Raw genomic sequence first — 18,406 nt, forward strand, 5'->3', positions numbered from 1 at the left:
GCGCGCTTCGGCGACAATGCCGACATGAAACGACTCCCTGCCCTGCTGCTGTTGCTTTGCCTGTCCCTGCCGGCCCTTGCCCAAAAACAAGCCGCCTGCCCGTACGCCGCCTGGAAAAGCGGCTTCAAGGGCGATGCGCTGGCGCAAGCCACGTGCTTGCTGCGTCCCGTCAAACTGTATGCGCGCTTGGGGGACAGCGCGCCGCTGCCGGACTTCCTGGCCGCCCGCATCGGCCAGCGCGCGGGCATCGCCCCGGCCCGCCTGCGCGCCTGGCTGGCGGAACAGGGTATCGCCGAGGCGGACGTGGGCGGCGCCGTCGACGCGCCCCTGTCGCGCGCCGTGGGCCGGCTGGCCGCGCCGATGGCGCGCTATTTCGTCATCCACGACACCAGCTACCCGAATTTCTTGTTAGAAACCATTCCCGACCACATCAACGACGCGAGCTGGGATTTCAACGACTTCAGCTTGCGCAATCCGGCGCTGGGTGGCGGTCCGAAAGGCCATGTCTACGTGAACCGCCTGGGCGGTTCCTTGCAGGTGCGCGATTTCGGCACGGCCAGCTTTGCCAGCAAGCTGGAAAAGGACAAGCCTTCGCTGACGGGCCTGTTCCTGCACGTGGAACTGGTGCAACCGCGCAACTCCGTGCCCGGCGGCGGCAAGGGCAACGATGGCCTGGCGCCCGATCCCGGCTTTACGCCGGCCCAATACGACCGCCTGGCCCTGCTGTACATCGCCGCCAGCGTGCGCAAGGGAACGTGGCTGATTCCCGCCTTCCACGCCGTGCTCGATACAGGGTTTGCGAATGGTCATGATGACCCACAGAACTTTTCGCTAAGCGAGTGGTCAGCCTCGCTTTCCCGCCTGTATGCGGCCTTGCGCCAGGCCGATACTGGACAATAAAGCGTTTCCCCGGCGGCTGATTAGGCGCATACTATTGCAAGCATAGTCACTGCGGTCAGGGAGGCCAGGTGAGCATCAGCACGGATCATCACGCGGGTCGCCAGGCCGGCACGCGCCAGCCATTGCAGCGTGCGCAGCGCATCTTCGCCATGCGCGACGCCGTCCTCGAGGCCTGGGAACAGCGCGTGCGCGCCAGCGTGCGCGGCGCGGACCAGCTGCTCACGCCCATACTCATCAATACCTTGCCGGCCTTTTTCGACAACCTGGCCGAAGCCCTCACCCCCGGCCACCCGCGCGACAACGCCGCCAGCAACAGCAACGTGCCCGCCGTGCATGGCAACGAACGGGCGCGCATGACCAATTACGGCCCGGAACAGGTGATCCAGGAATACCAGATCTTCCGCGACTGCTTTGCCGCCACTGCGCATGAGTCCGGCATCACCCTGCGCAGCAAGGATTGGCAAGTGATCAACAAGTCGATCGACGTGGGCATCCGCGAATCGATACGCGAATTTACCAGCATGCATGAAAGCTTCCGGCGCCGCGTCGCGGCCGGCCTGTCGCACGACATGCGCAATCCCTTGGCCGTCATCAGCACCAGCGCCCAGCTGTTGTTCAGGCCAGCCGACCCGGAGCGGGTGGTATTGCTGGCGCACAAGATTGTCGAGCACAGCAAGCGGCTCGACAGCATGATCGAGGAATTGCTCGATGGCCTCAGCTACCACCAGGGCCAGCAGCTGCCGCTGGTGCTGAGCCAATTCGACGTGCTGCCGCTGGTACACGCCGTGGCCGGCCAGGTCAACTTGCAGCGGCCGGACAAATGCCGGGTCAGCGGGCAAGCCGTCACCGGCTGGTGGTGCGAGAACTCGCTGCGGCGCGCGCTGGAAAACCTGCTCGGCAATGCCCTCAAGTATGGCGACGACACGCCCATCAGCGTGCACGTGGAAGCGGTCCACGAACGCCTGATCGTCACCGTCCACAATGGCGGCCAGGCCATCGCGCCGGAACAGGCTGCACGCATCTTCGACTATTTGCGCCGCGAAAACGACAACCCCGCGCCAGGCTGGGGCATCGGCCTGCCCTTCGTGCAAAGCGTGGCGGAAAGCCACGGCGGCAGCATCGCCGTCGACAGCGCGTCCGAAACGGGCACCAGCTTCATCTTCGACGTGCCCGTCGATTGCCGCCCCTTCGTCCCGTCCGCCGACGTCCCCAAGAGTGGCGCCTAACGCACCAAATTGGTGCAAGGAATGGCGCGACGCCACAAAAGTGGTCATATTTACACCTGTTCACGCCCGCCCTGTTGGCACGCTTCCTGCTGAGCTATACCCAGACACGGCTCAAGGGAAATCACAACATGGCAAATTTTTTCAATGAAATGACTGCAAATGAAGTGGGTACGGACAGCAAGGTACGTGAACACTATCGTGAATTCAGCAACTGGCTGGAACAGCAATCGCCCGAGACCATCGCCCGCAAGCGGGCCGAAGCCGACCTCACGTTCCGCCGGGTCGGCATCACGTTCGCCGTCTACGGCGACGATGCCGGCACGGAACGCCTGATTCCGTTCGACACCATCCCCCGCATCATCCCCGCCGCCGAATGGGCGCAGATGCAGACGGGCCTGGTGCAGCGCGTGCAAGCCTTGAACATGTTCATCCATGATATTTATCATGAACAAAACATCATCAAGGCGGGCATTATTCCCGCCGAGCAAATCTACAAGAATGCCCAGTACCGCCCGGAAATGCAGGGCATATCCGTCGCTTCCGACATCTACGCCCACATCGCGGGCGTCGACATCGTGCGCGCCGGCCAGGGCGAATTCTATGTACTGGAAGACAATTTGCGCGTGCCCTCCGGCGTGTCCTACATGCTGGAAGACCGCAAGATGATGATGCGGCTGTTCCCGGAACTGTTCGCGCGCAACCGCATCGCCCCCGTCGACCACTATCCGGACATGCTGCTCGACAACCTGCGTTCCGTCGCGCCCATGGGCGTGGACGACCCGACCGTCGTCGTCATGACGCCCGGCATGTACAACTCCGCCTACTTCGAGCACGCGTTCCTGGCCCAGCAAATGGGCGTGGAACTGGTCGAAGGCAAGGATTTGTTTGTCAACGACAATTCCGTGTACATGCGCACGACGCGGGGACCGAAGAGGGTCGACGTGATCTACCGCAGGGTCGACGACGATTTCCTCGACCCGCTGGCCTTCCGTTCCGACTCGTCGCTGGGCGTGCCGGGCCTGCTGTCCGTGTACCGCGCAGGACGCGTGACCCTGGCGAACGCCATCGGCACGGGCGTGGCCGACGACAAGTCGATCTATCCCTTTGTGCCCGACATGATCAAGTTTTACTTGTCGCAGGAACCGATCCTCAACAACGTACCCACGTACCAGTGCCGCAAACCGGCCGATTTATCCTACGTGCTGGCGAACTTGCCGACACTGGTCGTCAAGGAAGTGCATGGCGCGGGCGGCTACGGCATGCTGGTGGGCCCGGCGTCCAGCCTGGCGCAGATCGAGGATTTCCGCCAACGCCTGCTGGCCAATCCGGGCGGCTACATCGCCCAGCCGACACTCGCCCTGTCCGCCTGCCCCACGTATGTCGAGGCCGGCATTGCGCCGCGCCACATCGATTTGCGGCCGTTCGTGCTGTCCGGCAAGACAATTTCCATGGTGCCGGGCGGCCTGACCCGCGTGGCCCTCGGCGAAGGCTCGCTGGTGGTCAATTCCTCGCAAGGGGGCGGCACCAAGGATACCTGGGTATTGGAAGCCACATCCGCTTTTGCAGGAGAGAAAACATGCTGAGCCGCACTGCCGATCATTTATTCTGGATGGCCCGCTACACGGAGCGGGCGGAAAACACGGCGCGCATGCTCGACGTCAACATGCAGACGTCGATGCTGCCGCAATCCGAGCAGGACGCGGAGCAAGGCTGGCGCGCCACCCTGGGTATTTCCGAGCTGCAAAGCGCGTACGACCACAAATATGGCCGCTTCCACACGCGCGACGTGCTCGACTTCATGGTGCGCGACCCGAACAACCCGTCTTCCATCCTGGCCTGCCTGACGGGCGCGCGCGAAAACGCCCGCGCCGTGCGGGGCACCCTGACGACGGAAGTGTGGGAAATCCAGAACGCCACCTGGCTCGACATGCAAAAGCGCCTGAAGAGCAATCTGCTGGAAACGGACCCCAGCCAGTTCTTCGAATGGGTGAAATACCGTTCGCACCTGTCGCGCGGCGTGACCCTGGGCACCATGCTCAAGGATGAAGCCATCCACTTCATCCGCCTGGGCACCTTCCTGGAGCGGGCCGACAACACGGCGCGCATCCTCGACGTGAAGTTCCACGGCGCGCGCGACACGTCGAAAGACATCACCCAGCGCGATTTCTACTACTGGGCGGCCCTGCTGCGCTCCGTGTCCGGCTTCGAAATCTACCGGAAGGTCTACCGCGACGTGATCACGCCGGCACGGGTGGCGGAATTGCTGATGCTGCGCGGCGACATGCCCAGGTCGCTCTTGGCCTGCATGGATGACGTGGTGGAAAACCTGAAACATATCCGCAACGACGTGTCGGCCGATACGGAGCGTTTCGCCGGCAAACTGCATGCGGAACTGAAATTCGGCCATATCGACGACATCATGAAGGCGGGCCTGCACCATACATTGACGGAATTCCTGGAAAACATCTATGACCTGGGCAACCGGGTCAGCCGCGACTTCCTCGTTCCCTTGGCGGCCTGATGCAGCTCACCATCCGCCACGAAACCCATTACGCCTATAGTGCGCCGCTGGCCTACACCATCCAGCAGCTGCACCTGACGCCGCGTATCGAGCCGCAGCAGCGCGCCCTGTCCTGGCACATCGCCACGCCGGGCCAGTGCCACGCCTACACGGATGCCTACGGCAATCTGTCGCACATGCTGACGATTAACGGCAGCCATCAGTCGCTGAGCCTGGTGGCGCACGGCGTGGTGGAAACCATCTACCCGCACAAGGGACGGCTGAACCTGGTCGATACCCTGTCGCCGCTATTGTTTACCATGCCGACGCCGCTGACCCAGGCCAACCCCGCCATCCTCGAGCTGACGGCCGCCAGCCTGCCGGACCGGCGCGTGACGGCCGGCACGGGCCATTTGCTGCGCCTGGCCGAGCACATCGTCGGCAAGGTCGCGTATGAAAGCGGCGCCACCATGGTCACCACCACGGCCGGCGACGCCCTGGCCCTGGGGCGCGGCGTGTGCCAGGACCACGCCCATCTGTTCCTCGCGTGCTGCCACGCCTGGGGCATCCCGGCCCGTTACGTGTCCGGCTATATCGATCCGGGCACGACGGGCCACGCGGCCAGCCATGCCTGGGTCGACGCCTGGGCGGAAGACACGGATTTCGCGGGCTGGGTCAGCATCGACGTCACGCATGCGCGGCTGATGACGGATGCGTATTGCCGCCTGGCCATTGGGCGCGACTACGATTCGGCCGCCCCCGTGCGGGGCGTGCGCCAGGGTGGCGGCACGGAAACGTTAAGAGTCGATGTGCAGATCGTGCCCGTGTAAACGGGCAGGAATGAGGCTGGCCGGGCCTTGCAGGCGGTAGGCCGGGCCCGGCTGGTGTAAAATGCTTCCCCTTTTGATTTGATTTACGACAATGACTTATTGCATAGGCATGCGCCTGAACGAAGGCCTGGTCTTCCTGTCCGACTCTCGCACCAACGCCGGCGTGGACCAGGTGGGCACCTTTCGCAAGATGAGCGTGTTCGAAAACCCGGGCGACCGCATGCTGGTCTTGATGACGGCCGGCAACTTGTCGATCTCGCAGGCGATCCGCCAGATCGTGTCCGAACACGTGGATGCGGACGGGCGCAGCATCTGGAACGTGGCCAGCATGTACGACGCGGCCCGCATCGTGGGCGAAGCCGTGCGCACCGTGCACCTGCGCGAAGCGAAGGCGCTGGCCGACTGCGGCATCGATTTCAATGTCAGCATCATTCTCGGGGGCCAGATAGGCGCCGAGCGCTGCCGCTTGTTCCAGGTGTATTCGGCCGGCAATTTCATCGAATCGCACGATGAGAACACGTATTTCCAGATCGGCGAAGCGAAATACGGCAAGCCCATCATCGACCGGGTCATCAATCCGTTCACGCGCCTGGACGAGGCGGCCAAGTGCGCGCTCATTTCCATGGACTCGACCCTGCGATCGAACATTTCCGTCGGCTTGCCGCTGGACTTGCTCGTCTACGAGACGGGCAGCCTGGCCGTCACGCGCTTCGTCACCATCGATGAAAAGAACCAGTATTTCCGCATGATCCGCGATACGTGGGGCGAACAATTGAAGCATGTGTTCGAAGGCATCGTCGATCCCGTGTGGAATGCGGCGCCGGAAACCACGACAAACGTGCTGTCATCGACCAACATGCACAGCAAGCCCGTGCGCGTGGCCATCCCCGAGCACGTGAGCCGCGGCGGCTTGACCGTGGCGCCCCTGCAATCCCTGGCGCAGCAGTTCAGCGACGACAAGCAGCATTGATCTGTGGTTGACAGCGCCTGTCGTGACAGGCATTGCCTCGTCGCATGCAAAACGCTTCACAGATTACGTGCAAATATTGCTTTATTGATATGCCTATAGGGGTGCAATCTATATCGAACAACAAGAAAATAAAAATTTTCATTCTCAACATTGCCTCTTAATTTCATGTCACTATTTAAACTGGCGCCTTTCGATTCCGGAAGGCGCTATTTTTCAATATTGCAATATAAAAGGAAACAGCAATGAACTTTCAAAAGGCACGGGTAGATAAACATAATTGCTGGCCTACGGCTATGCTATTTAAGGCGGAACAGGAATTTGCTGATTTGCTGGTGATGAAGCACCATCCTCAGGTATTTGAACCCGTGCACCTACAATTTAGCAGCGATGCTAATTTCCAAGTACTGGTGGGGCACCTGATTGATGGCATAGAATGCCTGCCTACCCGTCCAGACTATCTGTTTGATCATTGCTTTCGTGTCATAGACAAGGGCGCAACTCCGCTGTTTTCCAAAGGTGGCAAGGCCATAGTTCAAGGATTGGGGGGGAAGCTGACCCTAGCCAACCAAAAAGGTTGGAATGACATACTCAAGCTACTGGCCGATGCAATGCCGCTTGGTTCATATAAATATGTGGCCAAGCGCATTTGCTACGCACATGTACAACCTGGCATTCAGAACGAATTTATCAGAGGACGCGCCAAAGATTTTTTTGGCGAAGTGCGCTATGACGAATTTATGGATAAATTCGCGGTGCCGCCACCGGTCGCGCCTCAAACGGTTGGAGCAAAACTGAAAGGGAAGCCAAAACTTTCAAATCCACCGCCTGTCGATGCCAAGAAAATCGATCTGTGTGCGAGTTTTCTCAAACTCTACATATCGGGTTCGTTTGGCGGCAAGCCGAAAAATCCTGCTACGCATACTGCACTGGATATGACTAGGGTGCAAAACCAGCCCAAGGATAAGAAAAGAATCGAGTTTTTTCTATCTTTACTATTATTCACTTCTCGCAATGAGCGCGCGCATGGCAGTATGTTAAGCCCGTTCCGCACCAGTAAGGCGGATGTTGAACGCTATGAGCGTTTTTATTTTTCGGCCTTGGTTGCATATATCTTTGCGCTTGGTGTTATTGATCTTCAAGGTGCGATAGCAATTCCTGTTGCCGACATCAAGGCTATCTGCGCACGCAATTTACAGCTCCAGAAGTATCTGTTCACATAGGCGGTTGTGGTGGCCGCGGCCAGGCCAGAGTCGGAAGAACAATGGCTCTATCCGAGCAGCTTGACAGATCTTCCATGCGTTGCGAACCCCTCTGGACAAGCTCATGACATCGTGCTTATATGGCAATATCAATAATTGCACAGGAAGGTGGGCAGCATGGACTTGATCACTTCCGCCGTCGTGGCAGCCATCGGGCATGGCGCGCCCGGCCAGGCTCCCGAAGCCATCGCCAGCCACTATGAACGCCTCAAGCAAGCCATCGCCAAGTTCGACAGCGCCGCCGCCATCCTGGCCGCCATCGCCGCGCTGGAAACCGAACCTGCCGATACCCGGCTGCAACTGGCCCTGTCGGCCGCCCTGTCGGCCGCGAAAGTGCCGGACGACATGGAAACCCTGTTTGCCGCGCAAGGCTTGCTCGATGCGGTGCAGCCCCCCCTGCGTCCATTTCCCCCGTCGCCCGCCCCTGCCGACCAGGGCGCCGTCGTGTCGAACTATGCGGTGGTGAAAGTGTATTTCGCCACGGACCGCCAGCGCGACGTGGGCAAGCCGCCGGCCCAGCGCTTCAGCGGCGAACGCAACATCATGGGCGGCAATGGCCCCCTCAGCTATGGCAGCTGCGACGTCAGCATTCCCCGCGACCATCGCATGGGGCAGCTGGAATCGCCGTCGCTGTGGCGCCTGGAGTTTCGCGACGACCCGGCCAAGCACGTGGTGCTGCTGTCGGCCGACGTGCAAGACCGCGACAACTTCTTTGCCGCATTAAAAACGCAGATCCGCGCCTCGGCTGGCAAGAGCGCCTTTGTCTTCGTGCATGGCTATAACATGAGTTTCGAGGATGCGGCCCGGCGCACGGGACAGATGGCCTACGACCTGGGCTTTGACGGCGCGCCCGTGTTCTACAGCTGGCCGTCGCGCGGCGAGGTGGCCGGCTACACCATCGATGAAAACAATATCGAGTGGAGCACGCCCCACCTCGCCAGCTTCCTGACCGACTTTCTCGCCAGCACGGAAGCGGCGCAAGTGTACCTGGTCGGACACAGCATGGGCAGCCGCGGCCTGGCGCGGGCCGTGGCCGACTTGCTGGCCGCGCAGCCGCAGCTGGCGCAAAAGATTACGGAAATCATCCTGTCTGCGCCCGATATCGACGCCGCCATCTTCAAGCACGATATCGCGCCGAAACTGGCCGGCGCGCGCAATCCCGTCACCCTGTATGCCTCGTCGCAAGACCTGGCCCTGGCCGCCTCGAAAGCCGTGCACGGCTACCCGCGCGCGGGCGACAGCGGCGCCGGCATGCTGATCGTGGCGGGCGTGGAAACCATCGACGCCACGGGGGTCGACACGAGCTTCATGAAGCACTCTTACTTTGCGGAAAAGCGCTCGGCCCTGTCCGACATGTTTTATCTGATACGCAACCAGGCGCGCGCCGACCAGCGCTTTCTCGACCCCGTCGATACGGTGGCCGGGCGCTATTGGACGTTCAAACCGTGACGCCGTTCCATCGAGTGCGGCACGCATGCTAAGATACGGCCCAGAGGGTGGCAAAGGCACGGCGATGACGCCGCCAGCCGATCCCCCGCAAGCAGGCCTATCATGTTGACATCATCTTCTACACCGCAAGCCGAATCGCTGATCCGCAACACCAACGCCCGCGTCACCAAGACGCGCGTGAAGGTGCTCGACTTTTTAATGGCGCAAAGCCGTTCGCTGACCCACCATGAAATCCAGCAAGCGCTGTCGCAGGACAGCGACATCGATTCCGTCACCCTGTACCGGGTGCTGGAATGGCTGACGGAAAATGAACTGGTGCACCGCATCGCGGGTGCCGACCAGGTGTGGCGCTTCAGCGCAGGCGCCGGCCACCAGGCGCACGAACACGCGCATTTCCAGTGCACGAAATGCGCGAACGTCACCTGCTTCAATGAAGTCAAGCTGCCCCCGCCCGTGCTCTTGCCGGAAGGTTTCAGCGGCGGCGAAGTCGATTACCTGATCAAGGGCTTGTGCCCGCGCTGCAAGTAATCGGCGGCAGCATTACCTGATCAATAAAGCCAGGTGATGCTCGTCATAGAATAGCTCGCCCACGCGCATCGAGCGCGGTTCCGTGCCATACGCGATAAATCCCAGCGATTCATACAGGCCCAGCGCGGCATTGTTTTCCGCATTCACGCTCAAATGCACTTGCATGACGGCGGGGTCCGCTTCGGCCTGGGCGATGCAGGCGTTCACGAGGCGCCGCGCCACGCCCTTGCCCCGCTGCGCCACATCGACAAACACGCCCCACAGCAAGGCCTTGTGCGACAGTTGCCGCATGGATTCACGCCGCAAGCCCGCAAAGCCGACCAGGCGTTCGCCATCGAAGGCGCCGAACGCCCGGTGCAGCGGGCCGTCGGCGATACGCTGAACGTGTTCTTCGGGCGTGCGGGCCAGCTCGTCCTCGCGCGACGAGGAAAACGAGCTGGGCGAATCGAGGATGGCGCGCAGGCGCAGCGCGCAAAAGGCGGCGGTGTCGGCTGGCGTCAGCAGGCGGATGACGATTTCAGGTGCGGGCATGGTGGAATCCGGCAGTTTTTTTCCATTATACCCACGCCCCCGCCTCAAGCACGCACGCGGCGCAAACCCAGCAAGGTCCAGCCGTACAGGGCCGCCATCAGCAACACCATGGCCGCACCGAGTGCCGCCGTCCAGCTTTCCGGCAGCGACCAGGCCGGATCGAGCTTGCCGGCGGCCATGCAAGCGGCCATGGCCACGCAGATGGCGACGATGGGCCAGCCCAGGCGGCGCCGGAAGGCGCGCACGAGATCAATCTGGCCAGTGCGCATGACTTTTGCCGTAACCCAGCCATCGAAGGTATCCGTCACGCCCATGCCGACGGCAAACACCAGGCCCGTGAGCAAGGCCGGCTGCATGCCGCCCAGCGCGACGGCCGCATAGCCCCAGGCGGCCGCCTGCAAGGCCGTGTCGAAGACCAGCGCGAACAGCATGCCGACGAGAATGGCGGCGAGCGGCCCGGATGCGCCCCGCAGCCAGCGCGGCAGCAGCCGGCCGCGCACCTCGGCCAGCTGGGCGCCGGCCAGCAAGCTGCGCGCATTCAGGGCCGCAATCAGCAGCAGCAAGGCGATGGGCAACCATTCCAGCCAGCCGAACACGGTTTCCGACGGTGAAAATTGCTGCGACGCCACGGCGGCCACGGCCACGATGGCCAGCACGGTGACGCCATGGCCCAGCGCAAACAGCGCGCCCATCCACGGCGTCCAGCGCGGCGCCGCGGCCTGGCTACGCAGGGTCAGGCCATCGACGGCGGCCAGGTGGTCCGGTTCCAGCCCATGCCGCATGCCCAGCAAAAAGATCAGCGCCAGGGCGGGCAAGCCCGCTTCCACGCTCACGCCGCCACCTCGGCGGGGCTGTCCGCCTTGGCCACGCAGCGGTCCAGGCCACGGGTCAGCATATCCTGCGGCAAGTCGCGGCCGATGAAGATCATCTTGCTGGCGCGCGTTTCCCCGTCGTTCCACGGCGCGCCCAGTTCCGAGCCCATCAGCATGTGCACGCCCTGGAAGACGGCGCGGCACGGCACGTCGGCCACGTACAGGATGCCCTTGTAGCGCATCAGCTGGCTGCCGAACAGCTGCACCACGGCATCGAGGAAATTTTCCACCTGCAGCAGATCGAGGGGCCGGGACTGGTGATAGACGAACGATTGCACGCCGTCGCCATGGCGGTGGCCCAATTCTCCCAGGAAATCCGGCTCCAGCTCGACGATGGCGTTCAAATTGAAACCGCGGATGTTGAGGATGTCGCGCAAGGGCACATTGCCAAAGCGCACTTTCTGGATGCTGGCGCGGCCATTGATGGCGACCAGGCGCTGGCGCAGCGCGGCCAGCTCGTCCTTGCCGACCAGGTCCGTCTTCGACAGCAGGATGCGGTCGGCGAAGCCCACCTGCTCCTGCGCTTCCTTGTGCGCCGTCAATTGCTGCTGCGCATGACGCGCATCGACCACCGTCAGGATGGCGTCAAGCATGTAGTACTCGCTGACGGATGGCTCCGCAAAGAAGGTTTGCGCCACGGGGCCGGGCGCGGCCAGGCCCGTCGTTTCGATGATCACGTGGTCGAAAGCGATGGTGCCGGCTTCGCGTTTGGCGTGCAACTCGCCCAGGATGCGGATCAAGTCGCCGCGCACGCTGCAGCAGATGCAGCCATTGTTCATTTCCACGATCTGCTCGTCGCTGTCCTGCACCAGCAAGCCATGGTCGATGCTTTCGGCGGCGAATTCGTTTTCGATCACGGCGATGCGCACGCCGTGATCGCCCTGCAATATGCGCTTGAGCAAGGTGGTTTTCCCGCTGCCGAGAAAACCCGTGATGATGGTGACGGGGATCAATTCTGTCATATTTGTTTCCTATCGATGGTTAATCTTCCAGTTCTTCCATGCGTTGCCATTGGGGAAACGGGTCGGGCAGCTTGCGCCAGGCGGCCATGCCCTGGCGCGTTTCCGTGTAGTTGAGTTGGCATTTCTTCAAGTCCGCCTCGATGGCGGCCTGGTCCATGTCCTGGCCGATGAAGACGAGCTCCTGGTAGCGGTCGCCATACGGCTCGCTCCAGCCCGCCTTGACTTCCGCCAGCGAGGCCGCATCCGTGGGCCAGCGCTCCTTCGGCACGGACGCCCACCACAGGCCCACGGGTTCGATATTCATCAGCTTGCCCGCGCCGGACAGGCTGGCCACCCATTCGGGCCGGCTGGCCAGCCAGAAATATCCCTTGCTGCGCACCACGCCCTTGATCGGCCGGGCGATGTAATCGTGCAGGCGCTGCGCGTGGAACGGCTCCTTGGCGCGGTAGACGAAGCTGCTGATGCCATACGTTTCCGTCTCCGGCGTGTGCACGCCGGCCAGCTCCTGGGCCCAACCGGGCATGCCGGCCGCCTGTTCCAGGTCGAACAAGTTCGTGCCCAGGATGGCGTCCAGCGGCACGACGGACTGGTTCGTTTCGATGATGCGCGCGCCGGGATTGAGGGCTTTTAAAATGGCCAGCACGCGCAGGCGCTCGTCCGCCGCCACCATGTCGACCTTGTTGAGGACGATGACATTGGCAAATTCGATCTGTTCCGTCAGCAAATTGGCCAGCTGGCGGTCGTCGCCCTCGCCCGCGATTTCGCCGCGCTGCTCCAGGCTGTCTTCGCTGTGGAAATCGGCCAGCAGGTTGGCGCAGTCGACCACGGTGACCATGCAGTCGATGCGCGCCACGTCGTTCAGGCTGTCGCCATGCTCATCCTCGAAATCGAAAGTGGCGGCCACGGGCATCGGCTCGCCCACGCCAGTCGATTCGATCAGCAGGTAATCGAAGCGGTCTTCCGCGGCCAGGCGCCGCACTTCCAGCAGCAAATCGTCGCGCAAGGTGCAGCAGATGCAGCCGTTGGACATTTCCACGAGTTTTTCTTCCGTGCGCGACAGGGCCGCGCCGGCCGCCTCGGCGCCATCCCTGACAAGCGAAGCGTCGATATTGACTTCGCTCATGTCGTTGACGATGACGGCCACGCGCTTGCCTTCGCGGTTGCGCAGTATGTGGTTGAGCAAGGTGGTCTTGCCGGCGCCGAGAAAGCCGGACAGGACGGTGACGGGGAGTTTGCGCTGGGTCATGGGTATCTTTCGGATGGGGTGATCGGGTTGTCAAGCAAGGGAGAAATGGACGGTCGCATTTTAAATGCAAGTCGATTGCGTTTGAATTATAATGCAGCTCAGTTGCATTTGTGCAGCAATCTTTGCCTGCCGGCCAGTTACCCGAAAGAACTTCATGCTCCACCTCGATTCACTCACCTACGGCTATGACCCCGCCCGCCCCGTGCTGGACATCGCCGCCTTTCACTTGCCCGCCGGGCGCCACGCCCTGCTGCTGGGACCATCCGGTTCCGGCAAATCGACCTTGCTGCATTTGCTGGCCGGCATCCTGGCACCCCAGGCGGGCCGCCTCGACGTGGCGGGCACGTCCCTGCCCGGCCTGACGCCGCGCCAGCGCGACAGCTGGCGCGGCCGCGCCGTCGGCTTGCTGCCCCAGCAACTGGCGCTGGTGCCCAGCTTGAACGTGCTCGACAATGTCTTGCTGCCCGCCTACGCCAGCGGCCAGCGGCCCGATCCGGCCCGCGCAGCCAGCCTGCTGGGCCAGTTGGGCTTGGCCGACAAGCTCGACGCCTACCCGCATGCCTTGAGCGGCGGCGAACGGCAGCGGGCCGCCATCGCGCGCGCCGTCGTCATGCGCCCGCAACTGATCCTGGCCGACGAGCCGACGGATAACCTCGACGACGAGAATTGCGCGGCCGTCGTCGCGCTGATGGCCAGCCAGGCCGCGCAAGTGGGCGCCTCGCTGGTGATCGCCAGCCACGACGCCAGGGTGCTGGCCGCCTTGCCGCACGCCGTCGTGCTGCGCCTGCCGCGCGCCAGGGTGGCGGCATGAACGCGGCCACCCTCGCCTGGCGCGCCCTGCGCCACAAGCCGCTGGCGTCCAGCCTGAACTTGCTGCTGGTGGCCATCGGCATCGCCATGATGACCTTCATACTCGGCGTATCAAACCAGCTGGAAGAGCACGCGGAGCGCGATGCGCAAGGCATCGACCTGGTGGTGGGCGCGAAAGGTTCTCCACTGCAATTGATCCTGTCGTCCGTGTATCACGCCGATATTCCGACCGGCAATATCCCCGACACGGCGCTGGCGGCGCTGGCCGCGCAGCCGCTGGTGAAAGCGGCGATCCCGCTCGCGCTGGGCGACAACTTCCACGGTTTCCGCATCGTCGGCAGCACCACGGCGCTGCTCGACCATTACGGCGCGCGCCTGGCGCAGGGAACGCCGTTCGCGCAGCCGATGCAAGCCGTGTTCGGCGCCAGGGCGGCGCGCGAGACGGGCGCCATCCTGGGCGCCCGCTTTGCCGGTTCGCACGGACTGGCGGCGGGCGGCGAATTGCACGAACATGCGCCGTACACGGTCACGGGCATCCTGGCGCCCACGGGCACGGTGCTGGACCGGCTGATCCTCACGCCCGTCGCTTCCGTGTGGCAAGTGCATGAAACGGACCCGGATGAGCAGCCGGCCGTGCCAGCCGCCGCGCCCGAGCGCGAACTGACGGCCGTGCTGGTGCAATACGCGTCGCCCCTGGCCGCGATCAGCCTGCCCCGCTGGGTGAATGGCCAGCCGCGCCTGCAGGCGGCGCAGCCCGCTTTCGAGGCGGCGCGGCTGTTCAACCTGCTGGGCGTGGGCATCGCCGTGCTGCGGGCGATCGCCGCCGGCGTGCTGCTGGTGGCGGCCCTGTCGCTGTTCGTCGCCCTGTACGGCGCGCTGGAAGAGCGCAAGACAGACCTTGCCATCCTGCGCACCCTGGGCGCCTCGCCCGCCAAACTGCTGCGCTTGCTGCTGGCGCAAGGCTTGCTGCTGTCATTGACGGGCGCGGCCCTGGGTTGGCTGCTGGGCCATGCGGCCCTCGGCTTGCTGGGCTGGCTGGCATCGATGCAGGAGCTGAACCTGCAAGCCTGGCGCATCGCGCCCGGCGAAGCGTGGCTGCCCGTGATTGCCGTGGCCGTGGGCTTGCTGGCCGCTGCCCTTCCCGCCGCGCGCGCCTACCGCACCGATATCGCCGCCACCCTGGCGCGTAGCTGAAAGGAAAAACATGTTGAAAATCATTGTCTTGACTGCCTGCCTGCTGCTGGCCGGCATCGCGGCGGCGGCCCCCGCCGACGAACCGCCCTCGTTTTTTGCCCCGTTGACGGACTTGCCCGGCGTCGTTTCGTGGAAACTGCTGGGCCAGGCCACCACGGTGAAGGCGAAAAAGGGCCGCATGGTGCCGAAATACACGCCGGAAATCAGCGCGCTCGACAATACTGACGTGAAAGTGCAAGGTTTCATGATGCCTTTGGAACCAGGACAAAAACAGAAACACTTCCTGCTGACCATCACTTCGGCCAGCTGTCCCTTTTGCCTGCCGGCCGGTCCGGAAGGCGTGGTGGAGATCAAGAGCCGCACCCCCGTGAAATTCAGCTACGCGCCCTTCATCGTGCAAGGCAAGCTGAAAGTGCTGGCCAGCGACCCCATGGGCCTGTATTACCGCATGACGGACGCGGCCGTGGTGCCGCAATGATGCGCTGGCCCGCGCTGCTGCTGGCGTTCGCCTGCCAGGCCCACGCCGCGCCGCTATCCTTCGACCTGCCCCGCCTGGATGCCGGTGGCAAGCTGCGCCTTGATCAATTCCACGGCCGGGCCGTGGTGCTGAACTTCTGGGCCAGCAATTGCCTGCCTTGCATCCAGGAGTTGCCGATATTCAACGCCCACGCCGCCAGCCAGCCGACACTCCCCGTCATCGGCATCGCCATCGACACGCGGGCCGCCGCGCAAGCATTCCTGCGCAGCCACCCGGCCAGCTATCCCCAGGCCCTGGCTGCGCCCGGCTTGTTGCCCATCTTTGGCAATCAAATCAAGGGCTTGCCGTACACAGTGATTGTGAATTCTGAACATCGGATCTGCATCCGGCGCCTGGGACCCGTCGATGCGGCCTGGCTGGCCACGGCCGCAGCCGCCTGCGCGCACCCCTGAATCCATGCGCCATGCACGGCTGTCATCGCCGCGTCATATGGCGGCGTTACAGTCGCGTCCTTTGAATCTTTCCGAGGGCGGTAATGAAAACAAATTGGGTCATGCTGGCGGCGCTGGCAAGTGCAGGTCTCGTCGGTTGCAACGGCAGTTCGAACACGGCGCCGGCCATTCCCGAAGGCACGACGGTCACCGTCGCCTTGCTGGAAACCACGGACATCCACTCGAATGTCCTCAGCTATAACTATTACGCGCTGGCCGAAGACACGAGCCTGGGCCTGGAACGCACGTCGACCCTGATCCAGGCGGCGCGCGCGGAAAATCCGAACAACGTCTTGCTCGACGATGGCGACGTCATCCAGGGCACCTTGCTGGCCGACCTGCAAGCCGTGGCCGCGCCCGTTCCTTGCAGCGGCACATTGGCCGTGCACAAGGCCATGAACGCGCTGAAATACGATGCGGGCGGCATGGGCAACCACGAATTCAACTACGGCTTGCCTTACCTGAGCCAGATCACCAACACGGATTTCGGCATTCCCGGCGTGGCCAAGCCGACGGGCACGTGCGGCGCGCCCGCCTTCCCTTCCGTGCTGAGCAATGTCGTCGGCGTGTCCAGCGGCAAGCCGATTTTCCAGCCCTACACCCTGCTGCCCCGCGATTTCGCCGCCACGGCGCCCGATGGCAGCAAGCTGACCGTGAAAATCAATGTGGGCGTGCTGAGCTTTGTGCCGCCGCAAATCCTCGAATGGGACCAGAAAGTACTCGCTGGCAAAGTCAGCGTGACGGGCGTGCAGGAAGCGGCGAAACAATACGTGCCGGAATTGCGCAGCAAGGGCGCCGACCTCGTCGTGGCCCTGTCGCACGGCGGCCTGGACACCAGTCCCTACAGCCCGAAGATGGAAAACGGCAGCTATCACCTGACCAGCACGGGCATCGATGCCTTGATGATCGGCCACTCGCACTTGATCTTCCCGAAAGGCAAGGAAACGGGCGCGGCCGCCCTGGACGCCTCGTTTGCCGCCTTCCCCGCCAGCGCCAAGATCGATGCCGAGAAAGGCTTCGTCAATGGCGTGCCCACCGTCATGGCGCAAAGCTGGGGCCGCCGCCTGGGCATCATCAAGCTGACCATGGCCTACCAGGGCGGCAAGTGGGTGGTGCAGCCGGCCAAGACGACGGTGGAATCGCGCGGCTTCAAATACACCGATGGCAAGACCCTCGTGAACGCCGACCCGGCCATCGCCCCGCTGGTCGCCACGGAGCACGCGGCCACCATCGCCTACGCCAAGCAACCACTGGGCATCAGCACGGATTTCGAGATGTCCGCCTACTTCGCACTGGTGGGCGACGTGAGCGCCATCCAGCTGGTGAACCAGGCGCAGCTCGATTACGTGAAAAATTTCATCGCCACCAGCACGGATGCCACCTTGTCCAGCTACAAGAACATCCCCGTCATTTCCTGCAGCGCGCCATTCAAGGCGGGCCGCAACGGGCCATCGGACTTCACGGACGTGGCCGCTGGCGCTTCCCCTGCCGCGCCGGTCGGCTTGCAAGTGCGCAATCCGGGCGACCTGTATTTATATAGCAACAACAACCTGCAAGCCGTGAAGATCAAGGGCGCGGACTTGAAAGCCTGGCTGGAAACGTCGGCCAAACAATTCAACCAGATCGACCCGGCCAGCAGCGCCGAGCAAGACCTGGTGCCGTCGTATGGCACGATCTATAACTATGACGTGTTCTACGCGGAAAACAATGCGCTGACGTACCAGATCGACGTGACGAAAAAGCCGGGCAGCCGCATCGTCAACCTCAGCTACAAGGGTGCGCCAGTGGCCGATGGCGATGACTTCATCGTCGCCACCAACGACTACCGCGCCGGTGGCGGCGGCGCCGTGCCTGGCATCGATGGCAGCAAGACCATCATCAAGTCGCCCGATGCGAACCAGGCCGTGGTCAGCAATTACCTGGCGTCGCTGAGCACCAAGGGCGGCAAGGTGACCCTGGCCAACAATGGCAGCGCGCGCAGCTGGAGCTTCGTCAAGACGGCCACGGCAGGTCCCGTGATCCTGCGCTCGGCGCCCGGCCATCTGGCGCTGGCGCAAGGCAGCGGCATCACCAACGTGGCGGCCGAAGGCGGACTCGACGCCAGCGGCTTTGCCAAGTACCGCATCGACCTGAGCAAATAAGGTCCGAGGGCCGGAACAA

The 18,406-nt window shown here is 63.1% G+C and carries 18 protein-coding genes; 14 read left to right on the plus strand and 4 right to left on the minus strand.

Translation table 11 applies throughout. The annotated features are described in order from the left end of the window. Positions 1–24: 24 nt before the first annotated feature. From CLU94_RS27525 to CLU94_RS27565, 9 genes are all read left to right on the plus strand, one after another. Positions 25–900 (plus strand): hypothetical protein, encoded by an 876-nt coding sequence (locus CLU94_RS27525; protein ID WP_143451579.1) that lies wholly within the window; start codon positions 25–27, stop codon positions 898–900. A 68-nt stretch (positions 901–968) separates the two neighbouring features. Beyond that, entirely contained in the window at positions 969–2,126 is a 1,158-nt protein-coding gene (locus tag CLU94_RS27530; RefSeq protein ID WP_099668035.1) for a sensor histidine kinase, read from the plus strand. Between the two features lie 128 nt (positions 2,127–2,254). After that, complete coding sequence (locus tag CLU94_RS27535) at positions 2,255–3,709, plus strand: circularly permuted type 2 ATP-grasp protein (protein ID WP_099668036.1); 1,455 nt, start codon at positions 2,255–2,257, stop codon at positions 3,707–3,709. Continuing rightward, positions 3,703–4,647: an alpha-E domain-containing protein gene (locus tag CLU94_RS27540; protein WP_034787425.1), complete on the plus strand. Its 945-nt coding sequence runs from the start codon at positions 3,703–3,705 to the stop codon at positions 4,645–4,647. Before CLU94_RS27535 ends, CLU94_RS27540 begins: the two co-directional genes overlap by 7 nt. Then, the gene (locus tag CLU94_RS27545; RefSeq protein ID WP_099668037.1) at positions 4,647–5,456 is read left to right on the plus strand and encodes a transglutaminase family protein; all 810 of its coding nucleotides are present in this window, start codon (positions 4,647–4,649) and stop codon (positions 5,454–5,456) included. Before CLU94_RS27540 ends, CLU94_RS27545 begins: the two co-directional genes overlap by 1 nt. A gap of 91 nt (positions 5,457–5,547) precedes the next feature. Further along, positions 5,548–6,426, plus strand: coding sequence for a peptidase (locus tag CLU94_RS27550; RefSeq protein WP_034787421.1), 879 nt, complete (start codon positions 5,548–5,550; stop codon positions 6,424–6,426). 242 nt (positions 6,427–6,668) lie between these two features. Beyond that, entirely contained in the window at positions 6,669–7,646 is a 978-nt protein-coding gene (locus CLU94_RS27555; RefSeq protein ID WP_099668038.1) for a hypothetical protein, read from the plus strand. A gap of 156 nt (positions 7,647–7,802) precedes the next feature. Next, complete coding sequence (locus tag CLU94_RS27560) at positions 7,803–9,134, plus strand: alpha/beta hydrolase (RefSeq protein ID WP_099668039.1); 1,332 nt, start codon at positions 7,803–7,805, stop codon at positions 9,132–9,134. A 102-nt stretch (positions 9,135–9,236) separates the two neighbouring features. Next, complete coding sequence (locus CLU94_RS27565; RefSeq protein WP_034787417.1) at positions 9,237–9,662, plus strand: Fur family transcriptional regulator; 426 nt, start codon at positions 9,237–9,239, stop codon at positions 9,660–9,662. A 12-nt stretch (positions 9,663–9,674) separates the two neighbouring features. On the opposite strand, the gene CLU94_RS27570 is transcribed toward CLU94_RS27565, so the two are convergent. Genes CLU94_RS27570 through zigA form a run of 4 tightly spaced genes read right to left on the minus strand, consistent with a single transcriptional unit; the run spans position 9,675 to position 13,273 of the window. Next, a complete protein-coding gene (locus CLU94_RS27570; protein ID WP_099668040.1) occupies positions 9,675–10,193 on the minus strand; it encodes a GNAT family N-acetyltransferase in 519 nt (172 codons plus the stop codon). Positions 10,194–10,237: 44 nt separating this feature from the next. Beyond that, a complete protein-coding gene (locus tag CLU94_RS27575; protein WP_099668041.1) occupies positions 10,238–11,026 on the minus strand; it encodes a HoxN/HupN/NixA family nickel/cobalt transporter in 789 nt (262 codons plus the stop codon). Continuing rightward, positions 11,023–12,027 carry a CobW family GTP-binding protein gene (locus tag CLU94_RS27580; RefSeq protein ID WP_099668042.1) on the minus strand — a complete coding sequence of 335 codons (1,005 nt, stop codon included), beginning with the start codon at positions 12,025–12,027 and terminating at the stop codon, positions 11,023–11,025. The genes CLU94_RS27575 and CLU94_RS27580 overlap by 4 nt, the downstream gene beginning before the upstream one ends. A gap of 19 nt (positions 12,028–12,046) precedes the next feature. Further along, positions 12,047–13,273: a zinc metallochaperone GTPase ZigA gene (gene zigA, locus CLU94_RS27585; RefSeq protein WP_099668043.1), complete on the minus strand. Its 1,227-nt coding sequence runs from the start codon at positions 13,271–13,273 to the stop codon at positions 12,047–12,049. Between the two features lie 154 nt (positions 13,274–13,427). On the opposite strand from zigA, the gene CLU94_RS27590 reads away from it, so the two are divergent. The 5 genes from CLU94_RS27590 to CLU94_RS27610 all read left to right on the plus strand — a co-directional run bounded on the left by CLU94_RS27590 (position 13,428) and on the right by CLU94_RS27610 (position 18,387). Next, entirely contained in the window at positions 13,428–14,084 is a 657-nt protein-coding gene (locus tag CLU94_RS27590) for an ABC transporter ATP-binding protein (RefSeq protein ID WP_099668044.1), read from the plus strand. Continuing rightward, on the plus strand, positions 14,081–15,277 hold the full coding sequence (locus tag CLU94_RS27595; protein ID WP_099668045.1) for an ABC transporter permease: 1,197 nt from the start codon (positions 14,081–14,083) through the stop codon (positions 15,275–15,277). The genes CLU94_RS27590 and CLU94_RS27595 overlap by 4 nt, the downstream gene beginning before the upstream one ends. A 10-nt stretch (positions 15,278–15,287) precedes the next feature. Then, complete coding sequence (locus CLU94_RS27600; RefSeq protein ID WP_099668046.1) at positions 15,288–15,755, plus strand: DUF3299 domain-containing protein; 468 nt, start codon at positions 15,288–15,290, stop codon at positions 15,753–15,755. Continuing rightward, positions 15,752–16,207, plus strand: a complete 456-nt coding sequence (locus tag CLU94_RS27605; protein WP_099668047.1) for a TlpA family protein disulfide reductase — start codon at positions 15,752–15,754, stop codon at positions 16,205–16,207. Before CLU94_RS27600 ends, CLU94_RS27605 begins: the two co-directional genes overlap by 4 nt. 83 nt (positions 16,208–16,290) lie before the next feature. Next, a complete protein-coding gene (locus CLU94_RS27610; protein ID WP_099668048.1) occupies positions 16,291–18,387 on the plus strand; it encodes a bifunctional 2',3'-cyclic-nucleotide 2'-phosphodiesterase/3'-nucleotidase in 2,097 nt (698 codons plus the stop codon). Positions 18,388–18,406 lie beyond the last annotated feature (19 nt).

It is taken from the genome of Janthinobacterium sp. 13 (genome assembly GCF_002749695.1).
Classification (GTDB): domain Bacteria; phylum Pseudomonadota; class Gammaproteobacteria; order Burkholderiales; family Burkholderiaceae_D; genus Janthinobacterium; species Janthinobacterium kumbetense.

Excerpts from the sequence above, each read along its gene's own strand:
- CLU94_RS27525 (WP_143451579.1), top strand. The coding sequence starts at position 25 with ATGAAACGACTCCCTGCCCTGCTGCTGTTGCTTTGCCTGTCCCTGCCG.
- CLU94_RS27535 (WP_099668036.1), top strand. The coding sequence starts at position 2,255 with ATGGCAAATTTTTTCAATGAAATGACTGCAAATGAAGTGGGTACGGAC.
- CLU94_RS27540 (WP_034787425.1), top strand. The coding sequence starts at position 3,703 with ATGCTGAGCCGCACTGCCGATCATTTATTCTGGATGGCCCGCTACACG.
- CLU94_RS27545 (WP_099668037.1), top strand. The coding sequence starts at position 4,647 with ATGCAGCTCACCATCCGCCACGAAACCCATTACGCCTATAGTGCGCCG.
- CLU94_RS27550 (WP_034787421.1), top strand. The coding sequence starts at position 5,548 with ATGACTTATTGCATAGGCATGCGCCTGAACGAAGGCCTGGTCTTCCTG.
- CLU94_RS27555 (WP_099668038.1), top strand. The coding sequence starts at position 6,669 with ATGAACTTTCAAAAGGCACGGGTAGATAAACATAATTGCTGGCCTACG.
- CLU94_RS27560 (WP_099668039.1), top strand. The coding sequence starts at position 7,803 with ATGGACTTGATCACTTCCGCCGTCGTGGCAGCCATCGGGCATGGCGCG.
- CLU94_RS27565 (WP_034787417.1), top strand. The coding sequence starts at position 9,237 with ATGTTGACATCATCTTCTACACCGCAAGCCGAATCGCTGATCCGCAAC.
- CLU94_RS27570 (WP_099668040.1), bottom strand. The coding sequence starts at position 10,193 with ATGCCCGCACCTGAAATCGTCATCCGCCTGCTGACGCCAGCCGACACC.
- CLU94_RS27580 (WP_099668042.1), bottom strand. The coding sequence starts at position 12,027 with ATGACAGAATTGATCCCCGTCACCATCATCACGGGTTTTCTCGGCAGC.
- zigA (WP_099668043.1), bottom strand. The coding sequence starts at position 13,273 with ATGACCCAGCGCAAACTCCCCGTCACCGTCCTGTCCGGCTTTCTCGGC.
- CLU94_RS27590 (WP_099668044.1), top strand. The coding sequence starts at position 13,428 with ATGCTCCACCTCGATTCACTCACCTACGGCTATGACCCCGCCCGCCCC.
- CLU94_RS27595 (WP_099668045.1), top strand. The coding sequence starts at position 14,081 with ATGAACGCGGCCACCCTCGCCTGGCGCGCCCTGCGCCACAAGCCGCTG.
- CLU94_RS27600 (WP_099668046.1), top strand. The coding sequence starts at position 15,288 with ATGTTGAAAATCATTGTCTTGACTGCCTGCCTGCTGCTGGCCGGCATC.
- CLU94_RS27605 (WP_099668047.1), top strand. The coding sequence starts at position 15,752 with ATGATGCGCTGGCCCGCGCTGCTGCTGGCGTTCGCCTGCCAGGCCCAC.
- CLU94_RS27610 (WP_099668048.1), top strand. The coding sequence starts at position 16,291 with ATGAAAACAAATTGGGTCATGCTGGCGGCGCTGGCAAGTGCAGGTCTC.